The organism is Aliiroseovarius sp. PTFE2010 (genome assembly GCF_049943335.1).
Lineage (GTDB): Bacteria > Pseudomonadota > Alphaproteobacteria > Rhodobacterales > Rhodobacteraceae > JBNFVY01.
Genome location: NZ_JBNFVY010000005.1, coordinates 138,487 through 150,488, shown reverse-complemented (window position 1 = coordinate 150,488; position 12,002 = coordinate 138,487). Strand labels below are relative to the sequence as shown.

12 protein-coding genes are annotated in these 12,002 nt (G+C 58.8%); 3 read left to right on the top strand and 9 right to left on the bottom strand.

Features of this window, described 5'->3' with window-relative positions:
* Window positions 1-100 precede the first annotated feature (100 nt).
* On the bottom strand, window positions 101-928 hold the full coding sequence (locus ACP2AV_RS10390; RefSeq protein WP_426372633.1) for a DUF6473 family protein: 828 nt from the start codon (window positions 926-928) through the stop codon (window positions 101-103).
* Between the two features lie 154 nt (window positions 929-1,082).
* Here ACP2AV_RS10390 and ACP2AV_RS10385 point away from each other — a divergent pair, with 154 nt between their 5' ends.
* Complete coding sequence (locus ACP2AV_RS10385; protein ID WP_426372632.1) at window positions 1,083-1,964, top strand: 3-hydroxybutyryl-CoA dehydrogenase; 882 nt, start codon at window positions 1,083-1,085, stop codon at window positions 1,962-1,964.
* Here the strand turns inward: ACP2AV_RS10385 and ACP2AV_RS10380 are convergent.
* From ACP2AV_RS10380 to ACP2AV_RS10350, 7 genes are read right to left on the bottom strand one after another with little or no spacing between them, the layout of a single operon-like run.
* Window positions 1,961-2,818: a lysophospholipid acyltransferase family protein gene (locus ACP2AV_RS10380; protein WP_426372631.1), complete on the bottom strand. Its 858-nt coding sequence runs from the start codon at window positions 2,816-2,818 to the stop codon at window positions 1,961-1,963. The genes ACP2AV_RS10385 and ACP2AV_RS10380 overlap by 4 nt on opposite strands.
* A 46-nt stretch (window positions 2,819-2,864) precedes the next feature.
* Window positions 2,865-3,143: an HPr family phosphocarrier protein gene (locus ACP2AV_RS10375; RefSeq protein WP_426372630.1), complete on the bottom strand. Its 279-nt coding sequence runs from the start codon at window positions 3,141-3,143 to the stop codon at window positions 2,865-2,867.
* A gap of 9 nt (window positions 3,144-3,152) precedes the next feature.
* Entirely contained in the window at window positions 3,153-3,545 is a 393-nt protein-coding gene (locus ACP2AV_RS10370) for a PTS sugar transporter subunit IIA (protein ID WP_426372629.1), read from the bottom strand.
* A gap of 2 nt (window positions 3,546-3,547) precedes the next feature.
* Window positions 3,548-4,480, bottom strand: coding sequence for an RNase adapter RapZ (gene rapZ / locus ACP2AV_RS10365; RefSeq protein ID WP_426372628.1), 933 nt, complete (start codon window positions 4,478-4,480; stop codon window positions 3,548-3,550).
* Window positions 4,480-4,947 (bottom strand): HPr kinase/phosphorylase, encoded by a 468-nt coding sequence (locus ACP2AV_RS10360; RefSeq protein ID WP_426372627.1) that lies wholly within the window; start codon window positions 4,945-4,947, stop codon window positions 4,480-4,482. The genes rapZ and ACP2AV_RS10360 overlap by 1 nt, the downstream gene beginning before the upstream one ends.
* Window positions 4,944-6,677 (bottom strand): sensor N-terminal transmembrane domain-containing protein, encoded by a 1,734-nt coding sequence (locus ACP2AV_RS10355; protein ID WP_426372626.1) that lies wholly within the window; start codon window positions 6,675-6,677, stop codon window positions 4,944-4,946. Before ACP2AV_RS10355 ends, ACP2AV_RS10360 begins: the two co-directional genes overlap by 4 nt.
* The gene (locus ACP2AV_RS10350) at window positions 6,677-7,378 is read right to left on the bottom strand and encodes a response regulator transcription factor (RefSeq protein WP_426372625.1); all 702 of its coding nucleotides are present in this window, start codon (window positions 7,376-7,378) and stop codon (window positions 6,677-6,679) included. Before ACP2AV_RS10350 ends, ACP2AV_RS10355 begins: the two co-directional genes overlap by 1 nt.
* A 344-nt stretch (window positions 7,379-7,722) precedes the next feature.
* Between ACP2AV_RS10350 and ACP2AV_RS10345 the strand changes: the two genes are divergently transcribed.
* On the top strand, window positions 7,723-9,321 hold the full coding sequence (locus ACP2AV_RS10345; protein ID WP_426372624.1) for a phosphoenolpyruvate carboxykinase: 1,599 nt from the start codon (window positions 7,723-7,725) through the stop codon (window positions 9,319-9,321).
* A gap of 49 nt (window positions 9,322-9,370) precedes the next feature.
* On the opposite strand, the gene ACP2AV_RS10340 is transcribed toward ACP2AV_RS10345, so the two are convergent.
* Window positions 9,371-10,177, bottom strand: coding sequence for a sulfite exporter TauE/SafE family protein (locus ACP2AV_RS10340; RefSeq protein ID WP_426372623.1), 807 nt, complete (start codon window positions 10,175-10,177; stop codon window positions 9,371-9,373).
* 117 nt (window positions 10,178-10,294) lie between these two features.
* Here ACP2AV_RS10340 and ACP2AV_RS10335 point away from each other — a divergent pair, with 117 nt between their 5' ends.
* Window positions 10,295-11,965: an acyl-CoA dehydrogenase family protein gene (locus tag ACP2AV_RS10335; protein ID WP_426372622.1), complete on the top strand. Its 1,671-nt coding sequence runs from the start codon at window positions 10,295-10,297 to the stop codon at window positions 11,963-11,965.
* Window positions 11,966-12,002 lie beyond the last annotated feature (37 nt).

Genomic DNA, 12,002 nt, shown 5'->3' with positions numbered 1-12,002 from the left:
GCGGTGCCAGAGCTGACCGAAAAACTCTGACCCGCCGCCAAAGCAAAACCCGAAAAGGCCCGCCAAAAAGGCGGGCCTTTTTGCGTAGGCCGTGTAAGAATCACACCAACGGTCTGAGGCGTTCTACCAGTTCGTTGGCAACGCGACCGTGAATGACCGGGCCCAGCATTTCGCGGGCGGTTGGCGCGTCCATCTCGGGAAACACCATCCTGTCGTAGCCTGCATCGACCTCGTCTTCGGTTGCGGTAACTTCGATGATGTCTTTGACCATGGGACGAATTTGATCCAGCATGTTGCGGTCGACAAAGAGAGGATCGCCGCCAAGACAGGCCGTCTGGCGCATGTCATCCGGCGAATGGCGCGACATCCACACCAGCACCACTTTTGATCCGATCTTGGTCAGCATCGTCTTCATCCGGGCGACCCAGGCATCTTTCAGTTCCTGTCGCACCATCGCGAATTTCTCGGGCGACACCTCCTCAAGCGTGCCCAGCAGATGGCGCGTGAAGTTGAAATCGGTAAAATCGACCTCGCGGTAAATGGTCTTGAGCAAGGTCGACGCGCGCAGAAACCGGTCGTTGCGGCGCGGATGTACGGCATAAAACCGGTTGGACATGTTGTGCGCACCGGAAACCTGGATCACCGTCGCACGCGCGCGATTGCAGATATCCATCACCGTTTGATCGTTGATGAAAACATCCGGGCCTGCGTTGACACATCCAAGATTGGCCACCGACATGTCCAGATCCCGTTCCACCAGCGCCGGAAACGGCTGCTCGACAAACTTGCCGTAGGTTTCGGTCCCCCCAATCATCGCGACATAGGCACCATCCAGTGCTTTGCGCGGGCCCCGGAACAGAAGTTTGGAATTGCCGTAACGACATGGAAAGTAGTTCAGGGCACCTTCACCCAAGTTCTCATAGGCCATGTTTCCACCCACTCATTTCAATTTCACCCGCATCGAGATTCGCAGAAACACGTTTCCATTTCGCTAAATGTCGAATTTGAACCTTCTCGAACCCTTGCGCAGGCTTTGTTGGGGCGCATATGGTCGAAAGTGCAGTCATTTCGCGGGGGTAACCATGAGTGTTGACATCCAGTCCGTCGGTGTCGTCGGAGCCGGTCAAATGGGAAATGGCATTGCGCATGTCTTTGCTTTGGCCGGATATGACGTCACGATAACCGACATCAGCGAAGAGGCATTGAACGACGCGATCACGACGATTGAAAAAAACCTGTCGCGCCAGGTATCCCGCGACAAGATCACCGAAGCCGAAATGAAGGCGGCGATGTCACGGATCGTCACAACGTTGAAGCTCACCGATCTGGGATCGCATGATCTGATTATCGAGGCCGCCACCGAACGCGAAACGGTCAAGAATGCCATCTTCGAAGACCTGATTCCGCATCTGAAACCCCATACGATCCTGACATCGAACACCTCGTCTATTTCGATCACCCGTTTGGCCAGCCGCACGGATCGCCCGGAAAAATTCATGGGGTTCCACTTCATGAACCCGGTGCCGGTCATGCAGCTTGTCGAACTGATCCGCGGGATTGCCACGGATGCGGAAACCTACCAATCACTGCTGGCCGTGGTCGAAAAGCTGGGGAAAACCGCCGCCAGCGCCGAAGATTTTCCCGCTTTCATCGTCAACCGCATCCTGATGCCGATGATCAACGAAGCGGTCTACACGCTCTATGAAGGGGTGGGCAACGTCCGCTCGATCGACGAATCCATGAAACTGGGGGCCAACCATCCGATGGGGCCGCTGGAACTGGCCGATTTCATTGGTCTGGACACGTGTCTGGCGATCATGAACGTTCTGCATGACGGTTTGGCCGACACCAAATACCGCCCCTGCCCTTTGCTGACCAAGTATGTCGAAGCCGGATGGTTGGGGCTCAAAACGCAGCGCGGGTTTTACGATTATCGCGGCGACGTGCCGGTGCCGACGCGCTAGAGCGCCAAGGTCATTTCGCGCAAATGGGCCACCAGCCCGCGCGGGTTGGCTTTCCATTCGGCAAGCTCGCGCGGGCCCAGCGGCTTGCCGATCACCGGCGCCTGCGGCTTGTTCAGTGAATGGACGACTTCGTGGATCAGCAAACCCTGTCTCAGGGTCGCGGACACCTGGTTGGCCATCTGATAGAGCCGCGAATTTTCCCCCCGGAACCGGACCGGAACAACGGTTGCACCGGACCGCAGGATCATCTTGGCCGTGAACGGGTTCCATTCGCGCTCGATCGCGGGACCGAACATTGTGTCGGACGAAGCGACGACACCGGAGGGGAACAAGATGATGACACCGCCACTTTTCAAGCGCGCCATGGCCGCTTTGCGCATATCAAGGCTCTTTTGCAGGGCGCCCTCTTCGTGGGGAAACGGCACAGGCAGAAGGAAATTTGAAATCTCTTCGACACCGGTCAGCAGCGACCGCGCCAGGATTTTGTAATCCGTTCTTACGCGGCCGACCAATTCGGCCAACACCATGCCGTCGACCAGGCCATGGGGATGGTTGGCGACGATGATGGTCGGGCCTGTCGCGGGGATCTGCGCAATCTGTTCGGGCGGCGTGTCCAGCCGTATCCCCATCAACCCAAGCGCGCGCGCCCAAAAAAGCTGACCCGTCGGCACGCCCGTCTTTTCGAATTGGCGGATCAGGCGCAGCAGCGTGATCTTTCCCGTGAACCATTCCATCACGCGAATGGTGTTGGCCTTGAACGGGTTTTCGAACGTATTCGCATAGGACAAGCGCTTCTTGTCGTAGGGCACATAGCCCTGCTCGGGCGCCACTTGATCTTGCTGGTGGTCAGTCATTGCTTAGGGGCCGGCTCTTTCTGTCACATGTTCTTGCATCGCATGCTCAGAAGTCTTCCCCGAACTTGTCGGCGATCAAGGCTTCAATCGCGTCAGCCAGCTCGTTCGCTTGCGGGCCGGAAGTGGTCACCTCAATAGAGGTTCCTTTGGACCCTGCCAACATCAAAAGTCCCATGATGCTGTCGCCGGATGCGCTCAGCCCGTCTTTGCTGACTTCGGCGCTTGCGTCATGGCCTTCGACCACTTCGACCAGTTTGGCCGAGGCACGCGCATGGAGCCCTTTTTCATTGATGATCTTGTGCGTGCGGGTCACCGATCCGGCCATATTGTCCACCTACTGTTCGGACACATCGAAACTGTCGATGTACTTTCGGCCCGCGGCCAATGACGAATTGACCGCATCCGGCACAGACAGATGACGCGATTTGGCCAGCTTGATCAACATGGGCAGGTTCGCGCCGTAAATGATCTTTCGGTCGGCGTGGTGGCAGGCCCGCAACGACAGGTTCGATGGAGATCCGCCAAACATATCCGTCACCATCACAACCCCGTCGCCCTTGTCGACCGCATCAGCCGCATCACAGATTTCCGACTGCTTGTTCGCCCGGTCATGGTCCGCGGCAATAGAAATTGCGCGGATACCTTCCTGGCGGCCGACAACATGTTCGACCGCTGCCAAATACTCGTGGGCTAACCCGCCATGCGCAACGATGACGATCCCGATCACGATTATTTCCCCGCCGTTTGGATCGGCCGATTGGCCTTATCCCGTTCCAGTTCCCTATGCCTTATAGACACTTGCCATTCTTGCTCTGCAAGCATTTTGCCCAGTTTTTCCGCCATAGTCACCGACCTGTGTTGCCCCCCGGTACACCCAAGACCGATGGTCAGGTGCGATTTGCCTTCATCGACATAGGCCGGGATCAACATGGCGCACAGATCATGGACCTTTCCAAAGAATGGCTCAAACCGCGGATCCTGTGCGACATAGGCGGCGACGCGATCATCGCGACCGTCCAGCTTGCTCAGGGTCGCCTCCCAATAGGGGTTTCGCAAGAAACGGCAATCAAACACCATGTCCATGCCGCGTGGCATGCCGCGCTTGTAGGAAAAACTCTGGACGGACACGGCCAACCGTGCGCCCGGTGTTTGCGCGAACCAGGCGCCCAATTCAGCGCGCAACGCATGCGGCGTCAGCTCGCTTGTGTCGATCAGAACGTCGGCGCGGTTTCTGACCGGCCCGAGCAAATCCATTTCGCGCTCGATCCCCTCAAGCGGGCTTTCTGCGGGGGCCAAAGGATGTCGGCGGCGTGTTTCGGAATACCGTCTGAGCAGCGTTTGAGGATCACAATCGATATATAGCAGTTCGAATTCGATGCGCTCGTCCCGCGACAGTGCATCACAAAGCTCTATCAACGCGTTCGCCGAAAAGTCGCGGTTGCGTGTATCCAGGCCAAGCGCAAGCGGACGACTATGGGGGGGGCCGTCCAGAAGGCGTGGCATCAAGGACAGCGGCAAATTGTCGATGACTTCGAACCCGAAATCTTCCAACGAATTGATGGCCGTCGATCGGCCCGCGCCCGCCGGCCCGGTGACAATCGCAACCTTTTGCAACGCCGGCGTGGCCGGGTGCGCGGTATCGGTGCTGGCGTCAGATGGCATCAGTCGATCCGTTCCGATTGAAGATACACCATCAGGGCTGCAGCGAAACTACGGCCCTGCCCCCGGTAAAGCAGTGGGATGTTTTGCCCCATAAGGGAATAAAACCGTCTTTCTGGCAAGCGCGCGTCTTCTTGCTGTGCCAGGTCTATCACGACGTCCAGCCGCGTTGGCGGGGCGGCCTTGACGCCAAGAACACCGATACCGCGGGCCTCGATCTGGCCACGGATCGTGTCCGGCGCGCTGGCAACCACGCGGCCATGATCAAGCGACACAACGGTCCTGTCATCCGCGATCAGATGTGCCCCTAAGGCCATCAATTCCAGGGCCAGGGCGGATTTGCCGATCCCGCTTTTGCCGATGATCAGCGCCGCTCTGGGCCCCACAGCCACGCAGGTTCCATGAACGATCTCATGACCGGCAGGGCCACCGCCCTGTGTGGTCTGCCCCTGACTGGTCGGCTCGCTCACACTGGAAGGCCGACAACAAACCGCGCGCCAAGAGGGTCCGACGTGATGTCAGCGTCGGTCGGGCGAATATTTTCGGCCCAGATGACACCGCCATGCGCTTCGATGATCTGTTTGGAAATCGCCAGCCCCAGCCCCGAATTATTGCCGAATTGCCCCTCGGGGCGCTCGGAATAGAACCGGTTGAAAATCTTGGTCAGCGCCTGTTCGGGAATGCCGGGGCCGGTGTCCTCGACCACGACCAACACCCGGTTCTCGCGCTTGCGCACCCAAACCCGGATCGCATCGCCTTCTTCACAGAAGGAAATAGCGTTGGTGATCAAGTTCACGAAAACCTGTGCCAACCGGGCTTCAAGCCCGGTGATGACGATAGGTTTGGCCGGCAGATCAGCAATGAATTCGACACCGTTTTCCTGCGCCTCCTGGCTCAGGAAATCAATCAGATTTCCCAGCATCTTCAGAAGGTTGAATTCTTCTTCATCCTCTTTGACCAATTCGCTGTCCAGCCGGGACGCGTTGGAAATATCGCTCACCAGACGGTCAAGGCGCCGCACGTCGTGATCGATGACATCGAGCAACTTTTCGCGATGCTCTTCCTTCTTCACCATGCGCAGCGAACCGACCGCCGACCGCAGTGAGGCCAGGGGGTTCTTGATTTCATGCGCCACATCAGCGGCGAATTGTTCGTTCGCATCAATCCGGTCGTAGAGCGCCCCAACCATGCCGCGCAACGCCCCCGACAGGCGGCCGATCTCATCGGGGCGGCCTGACAGGTCTGGGATCCTGACGCGGCCGGGATTGACCTTGCGGCTGTTCTTGTCCCGCCCGATTTCAGCGGCATCCGCCAGATCGGACAAAGGGTTGGCGATGGTCGACGCCAAAACAAGGCTGAGCCCGATCGACACAAGGATCGCGATGACGAACATTTGCAGGACCTGTTCGCGTTCGACCCGCACCAGGTCGTCGATTTCGCCCGCAGCCGTCACAAGGGCGACTGCGCCCATGATCTGGCCCTGGTGGCTCAGCGGTGTCGCGACCGAGAAAATCGTGCTGCCGGCCCCATTATATCCGGTGTGAATGTTGGTCGTTCCGGCCAGCGTGTCGGCGACCAGTTTGCGCACTTGCGCTTCGTCATCATACGCGGGGCTTCTGGCGCCGTCGTTCGGTGACACGATAGACGCGATGGTCTGCCAGACGTTGTTCAGGAAGTCCGTGATCAGGGTTGATCGCTGGTCTCGTTCAAGGCCTTCGATGGGTTCCTGCGGCGCGAATTCAAGACCTTCGGTGCTGGCCACAAGCGTTTGCGACACGTCATAGACAAAGACCGTGACACCATCGCCGATGCTCAGCGAGGCCAGGGTGTCATCGACATCCACGCCTTCGCCCGCCGCCAGGCTGACCGGGCCGCTGGTCGGCATCTGCGCCTCGAATGCATCCGCGACAAGACGCGCTTCGGTCACCAATGCCTTTTCACGCTGCGAAACCAGCGAGTCGCGGAACGGGTTCAGATAGAGAACACCCGCCACCATGAGAATGATCGCGAGCAGGTTGAACGTGATGATCTTGCGCGCCAAAGGAGAGCGGTTGATCGAAATCAGGCCGCGTTTTTGCCGGTTGGCGCGGATTTCGATATCCGACGACTTGTCCGGCGCAACCCAATCGTCGCCCAGAACAACGTCTGCTTCCCGGGCTGACACCCGATCCTTTGCCTCTATCTTGGACGCGAGGGTCATTATTCCTCGTTGTAGCGGTAGCCGATACCGTAAAGCGTTTCGATTGCCGAAAAGGTGTCGTCAGCCTGGCGCATCTTTTTACGAAGACGCTTGATGTGGCTGTCGATCGTCCGATCGTCGACATAGACCTGATCGTCGTAGGCGACATCCATCAATTGATCGCGGCTCTTTACGAACCCGGGACGCTGGGCCAGGGCCTGAAGCAGCAGGAATTCCGTCACGGTCAGCGATACGTCATTCCCCTTCCACGTCACCGCGTGGCGCAGCGGGTCCATCGACAATTCACCGCGCACCATGACCTTGTTTTCTTCGTCAGTCGCAACTTCGCCCGTTTCCAGCGCTTCCTGACGGCGCAACAAGGCCCGGATGCGTTCGACCAGCAGGCGCTGCGAGAATGGCTTTTTGACGTAGTCGTCCGCGCCCATGCGCAGGCCCAGCACTTCGTCGATCTCGTCGTCTTTCGAGGTCAGGAAGATAACAGGCATGTTGGTTTTCTGACGCACGCGTTGCAGCAGGTCCATCCCGTCCATCCGCGGCATCTTGATGTCAAAGACCGCCATGTCGGGCAGCCCTTTGTTAAAGGCGTCCAACGCGGACTGGCCATCATTATATGTCTCTACCTCGAAGCCTTCTGCCTCAAGCGTCATCGAGACTGACGTCAGGATATTTCTGTCGTCATCGACCAACGCAATTCTCGACATGAGAGAATTCCTCTTACTGCTCTGTTGCTTGTTTTTTCGGGCATACTCCCCGGGAATACACGCAGAATCAACAATTAAGTGCGAATCAGATAGACTCGTGCAGCCTAGGAAACGCGAAAAACCGTAAGCAATGGCTAATATGTCTCACCTTTCGGCGGACGGCAGCGCATCGCGGACCTTGGTTGCGCTAACATTCACGTGGTTGCGCTAACTGCGTGTTATCGTCCTATTCCAACGCGAAAGTTGCGTGTTATAGCGCCCAAACCAACTAATCTTGCGCCACTTTGCCGTGGCGTGCGGCCCACTCGATTACTAAAGACGCAACAGCGTCAGGAGACACCAGGATGACAATCGGACGCGTGAACCCGGCCTACAAGCTTGAAGACCAAGGCATCGAAGGACTCGGCAACGTCTATTACAACCTGATTGAGCCGGCGCTGGTCGAAGAAGCGCTCAAGCGCAACGAAGGCACGCTCGGCAAGGGCGGCAGCTTCATGTGCACGACCGGCAAACACACCGGTCGCTCGCCCAAAGACAAGTTCGTCGTGCGCACGCCATCGGTCGAAGACAGCATCTGGTGGGAAAACAATACCCCGATGGAGCCGGCCGCGTTCGACCAGCTGCACGCCGACATGCTAGAGCACATGAAGGGCAAGGAATACTTCGTCCAGGACCTGTTCGGCGGCGCCGATCCTGAACATCGCCTGGACGTGCGCGTCGTGACCGAACTGGCATGGCACGGGCTGTTCATCCGGCACATGCTGCGTCGCCCGGCCCGCGATGAACTGGAAAGCTTTACCGCCGATTTCACCATCATCAACTGCCCAAGCTTCAGCGCCGACCCGGCCAAACACGGCTGCCGCAGCGAAACCGTGATCGCGCTGAACTTTGACAAGAAACTGATCCTGATCGGTGGCACCGCCTATGCCGGCGAAAACAAGAAATCGGTCTTTACCCTGCTGAACTACATCCTGCCCGGCAAGGGCGTCATGGCCATGCACTGTTCGGCCAACCATGCGCCGAACAACCCCGTGGATACGGCTGTGTTCTTTGGCCTGTCAGGCACCGGCAAGACCACGCTGTCGGCGGATCCGAACCGGGTTCTGATCGGTGACGACGAACACGGCTGGTCCGACCGCGGCACGTTCAACTTCGAAGGCGGCTGCTACGCCAAGACGATCAACCTGTCGTCCGAGGCCGAACCAGAGATCTATGCGACCACGGCCAAATTCGGCACTGTGATCGAAAACATGAAGTTCGACGAAGAAACGCTGGATCTGGATTTCGAAGACGACAGCCTGACCGCGAACATGCGCTGCGCCTATCCGCTCGACTACATCTCGAACGCGTCCGAGACAGCCCTTGGGGGTCACCCCAAGAATATCATCATGCTGACATGTGACGCGTTTGGTGTGCTGCCCCCGATTGCGCGGCTGACCCCGGCACAGGCAATGTACCACTTCCTGTCTGGCTTCACGTCGAAGGTTGCCGGAACCGAACGCGGCGTAACCGAACCTGAACCCACGTTCAGCACCTGCTTTGGCGCTCCGTTCATGCCGCGCCGTCCCGAAGTCTATGGCAAGCTGCTGCAGGAAAAGATCGCCAAGCACGGCGCAACCTGCTGGCTGGTCAATACCGGCTGGACCGGCGGCGCCTATGGCACCGGTTCGCGGATGCCGATCAAAGCCACCCGCGCGCTGCTGACGGCCGCGTTGGACGGTTCGCTGAACGAAGTTCAGTTCCGCAAGGATCCGAACTTCGGGTTCGAAGTCCCGGTTGCGGTGCAGGGCGTTGCAGATGTGCTGCTGGACCCGCGGCGCACCTGGACCGACAAAGACGCGTACGACGCGCAGGCGCAAAAACTGGTCGCCATGTTTGCACAGAACTTCGAACAGTACGTCGCCTATATCGACGACGATGTGAAAGCCGCTGCGATCGGCTAAGCCACATCCAGGCACAATCGAAAGGCCGGGCCACAGGGTCCGGCCTTTTTCATGACCCCATGATGCCCCGGCGGATCAGATTGACGCCCGCAATCAGCAAGATCGTCAGCGTAATTTTGCGGAAGGTTTCCTGCTCGATGCGGTCGTGGATGCGAAACCCGATCCACATGCCGAAAAAGACTGGAACGACCATGGCGGCCGAAAACGGCAGGCTTTGCGCGTTCAAGATACCCGATCGCAAATGTCCCGCCAAAAGCATCAGCGAACCCAGACCGTAAATCACACCCTGCACCGCAAGTTGGCGCGACTTGGGCGTTTCAATTGCCACCAGGTACAGCACCGTTGTCGGCCCCCAAGTCCCTGCAATTCCGCCCATCAGACCCGAAATAACCCCCGCAATGACAGACGCCGCGCCCCGCCACGCCGGAGCGATGATCAACCGCGGGCCAGCCAGTTGCACCGCGCAAAGCAGCGTGATCGGCACGCCCAGCCCCAGGAAAATCGTCGATGGCGCCAAGTTGGGCACCAGCTGCGCTGACAACAGAATGAACACACAGACCAGCCCGATGTAGACGCGAAAGTCCTTGATCGCGCGCCACGCCTCGCCCAGCCCGGATTTCAGCACTTGCAGAAAGTTCCCGCTGACGGTCGCCAGAACCAGGCCGGCCAAAGCCACGGTGGGATCAAGGATCAATCCCAGGCCCGAAAATATGATCAAAGGCAACGCAAACCCCACCGCGCCTTTCACGATGCCCGCAAAGACGGCCACGGCGAAGGAATACAGCAGTAACGAAGGTGGCAGATAGTCAGTCAGCAATTCCATCCCGATTGGATACGCCGAAAGTGATCCGCGCACACGCGGATTCCGTAAAGACATATTCATAAAGCCGAACGCGCGGAAATCGAAATTATATTGCGCTGCAACTGCAAACAAAATATGTCACACTGAACACCGAAACCGAGGGAGTCGCCCATGCCACGTGATGCTCAGTCCACACCCATTCTTGACGATCTTCTCGGCCTGACCCAGGCCGCGATCACGCCGCTGGAACAGTTGGCCGAAGCCGCGCGCAACGCAGTGCGTGAAACGGTCGTCGACGGCGAAAAGGTGTCGGCCGCCAAGCTGGATGAACACCAGGCATCGGTCCACGGTTTTGCATGGCTGGCCACTTACGTCGAAGCGCTGCGCCAGATGCGCGCCTGGGCCGGTCGCCTGGCCGAAGCGGGCACGTTTGGCGAAATGGAACAGCTGATCCTGCAGATCGCCTTTGGCGAATATCTTGATCAGGTCCGCGGTGGCATTCCGATGAACCAAACCGAGGTGACGCGCCTGCACCATCTTGGCTGTTCGCGCGAAGATCACGCCGCCTTCCTGACCGATGCCGTGCGCACGCTGGCCCACGAAGGCAACACGCCCGCCGCCCGCAAGCGTCTGGTTGAACTGATGCGCGAGAATTCCGGCCATGTGACCTTTGGCGCGACCGGGCTGGGCGAAGAGCTGGAGATGATCCGCGAACAATTCCGCCGGTTTGCCGACGACAAGGTGGCGCCCTACGCCCACGAATGGCATCTCAAGGACGATTACATCCCGATGGAAATCCTCGAGGAAATGGGCGAACTGGGCGTGTTCGGCCTGACCGTCCCCGAGGAATACGGCGGGTTTGGCCTGTCCAAGGCGTCGATGTGCGTCGTGTCCGAAGAACTGTCGCGTGGTTACATCGGCGTCGGTTCGCTTGGCACACGCTCGGAAATCGCGGCCGAACTGATCCTGGGCGGCGGCACCGACGCGCAAAAAGATCACTGGCTTCCCCTGATCGCGTCGGCCAAGATCCTGCCGACCGCCGTGTTCACCGAACCCAACACCGGGTCCGATCTCGGCTCGCTCCGCACCCGCGCGATCAAGGACGGCGACACCTACACGGTGACCGGCAACAAGACATGGATCACCCACGCGGCGCGCGCCGACGTGATGACCATGCTGGTTCGCACCGATCCAAGCACCGACGATTACAAAGGCCTGTCGATGATGCTGGCCGAAAAGGAACGCGGCACCGAAGACAACCCCTTCCCCTCGGAAGGCATGACCGGCGGCGAAATCGAAGTGCTGGGCTATCGCGGCATGAAAGAATTCGAACTGGGGTTCGACGGGTTCAAGATCAAGGCCGAAAACCTTTTGGGCGGGGTTGAAGGGCAAGGCTTCAAGCAGCTGATGAAGACCTTCGAATCCGCCCGCATCCAGACCGCTGCCCGCGCCATCGGCGTGGCGCAAAACGCGCTGGAAGTCGGGATGCAATATGGCGAAGACCGCAAGCAGTTCGGCAAGTCGCTGATCAATTTCCCGCGCGTGGCCGACAAGCTGGCAATGATGGCGGTAGAAATCATGGTCGCGCGTCAGCTGACCTACTATTCGGCCTGGGAAAAAGATCACGGCCACCGCTGCGACGTTGAAGCTGGCATGGCCAAGCTGCTGGGCGCGCGCGTGGCCTGGGCTGCGGCGGACAACGCCCTGCAGATCCACGGCGGCAATGGCTTTGCGCTGGAATACCAGATCAGCCGGATCCTGTGCGATGCGCGCATTCTGAACATCTTTGAAGGTGCCGGCGAAATTCAGGCGCAGGTGATTGCACGCCGATTGCTTGCCTGATCGGTTGATCCAGACCACTCGCCCCCCATATTGAGCA

Bases quoted from the DNA above. Each gene is read 5' to 3' on its own strand.
- ACP2AV_RS10375 (WP_426372630.1), bottom strand. From the start codon at position 3,143: ATGGCCGGATCGGTGACCCGCACGCACAAGATCATCAATGAAAAAGGG.
- ACP2AV_RS10380 (WP_426372631.1), bottom strand. From the start codon at position 2,818: ATGACTGACCACCAGCAAGATCAAGTGGCGCCCGAGCAGGGCTATGTG.
- ACP2AV_RS10390 (WP_426372633.1), bottom strand. From the start codon at position 928: ATGGCCTATGAGAACTTGGGTGAAGGTGCCCTGAACTACTTTCCATGT.
- rapZ (WP_426372628.1), bottom strand. From the start codon at position 4,480: ATGCCATCTGACGCCAGCACCGATACCGCGCACCCGGCCACGCCGGCG.
- ACP2AV_RS10385 (WP_426372632.1), top strand. From the start codon at position 1,083: ATGAGTGTTGACATCCAGTCCGTCGGTGTCGTCGGAGCCGGTCAAATG.
- ACP2AV_RS10335 (WP_426372622.1), top strand. From the start codon at position 10,295: ATGCCACGTGATGCTCAGTCCACACCCATTCTTGACGATCTTCTCGGC.
- ACP2AV_RS10355 (WP_426372626.1), bottom strand. From the start codon at position 6,677: ATGACCCTCGCGTCCAAGATAGAGGCAAAGGATCGGGTGTCAGCCCGG.
- ACP2AV_RS10350 (WP_426372625.1), bottom strand. From the start codon at position 7,378: ATGTCGAGAATTGCGTTGGTCGATGACGACAGAAATATCCTGACGTCA.
- ACP2AV_RS10345 (WP_426372624.1), top strand. From the start codon at position 7,723: ATGACAATCGGACGCGTGAACCCGGCCTACAAGCTTGAAGACCAAGGC.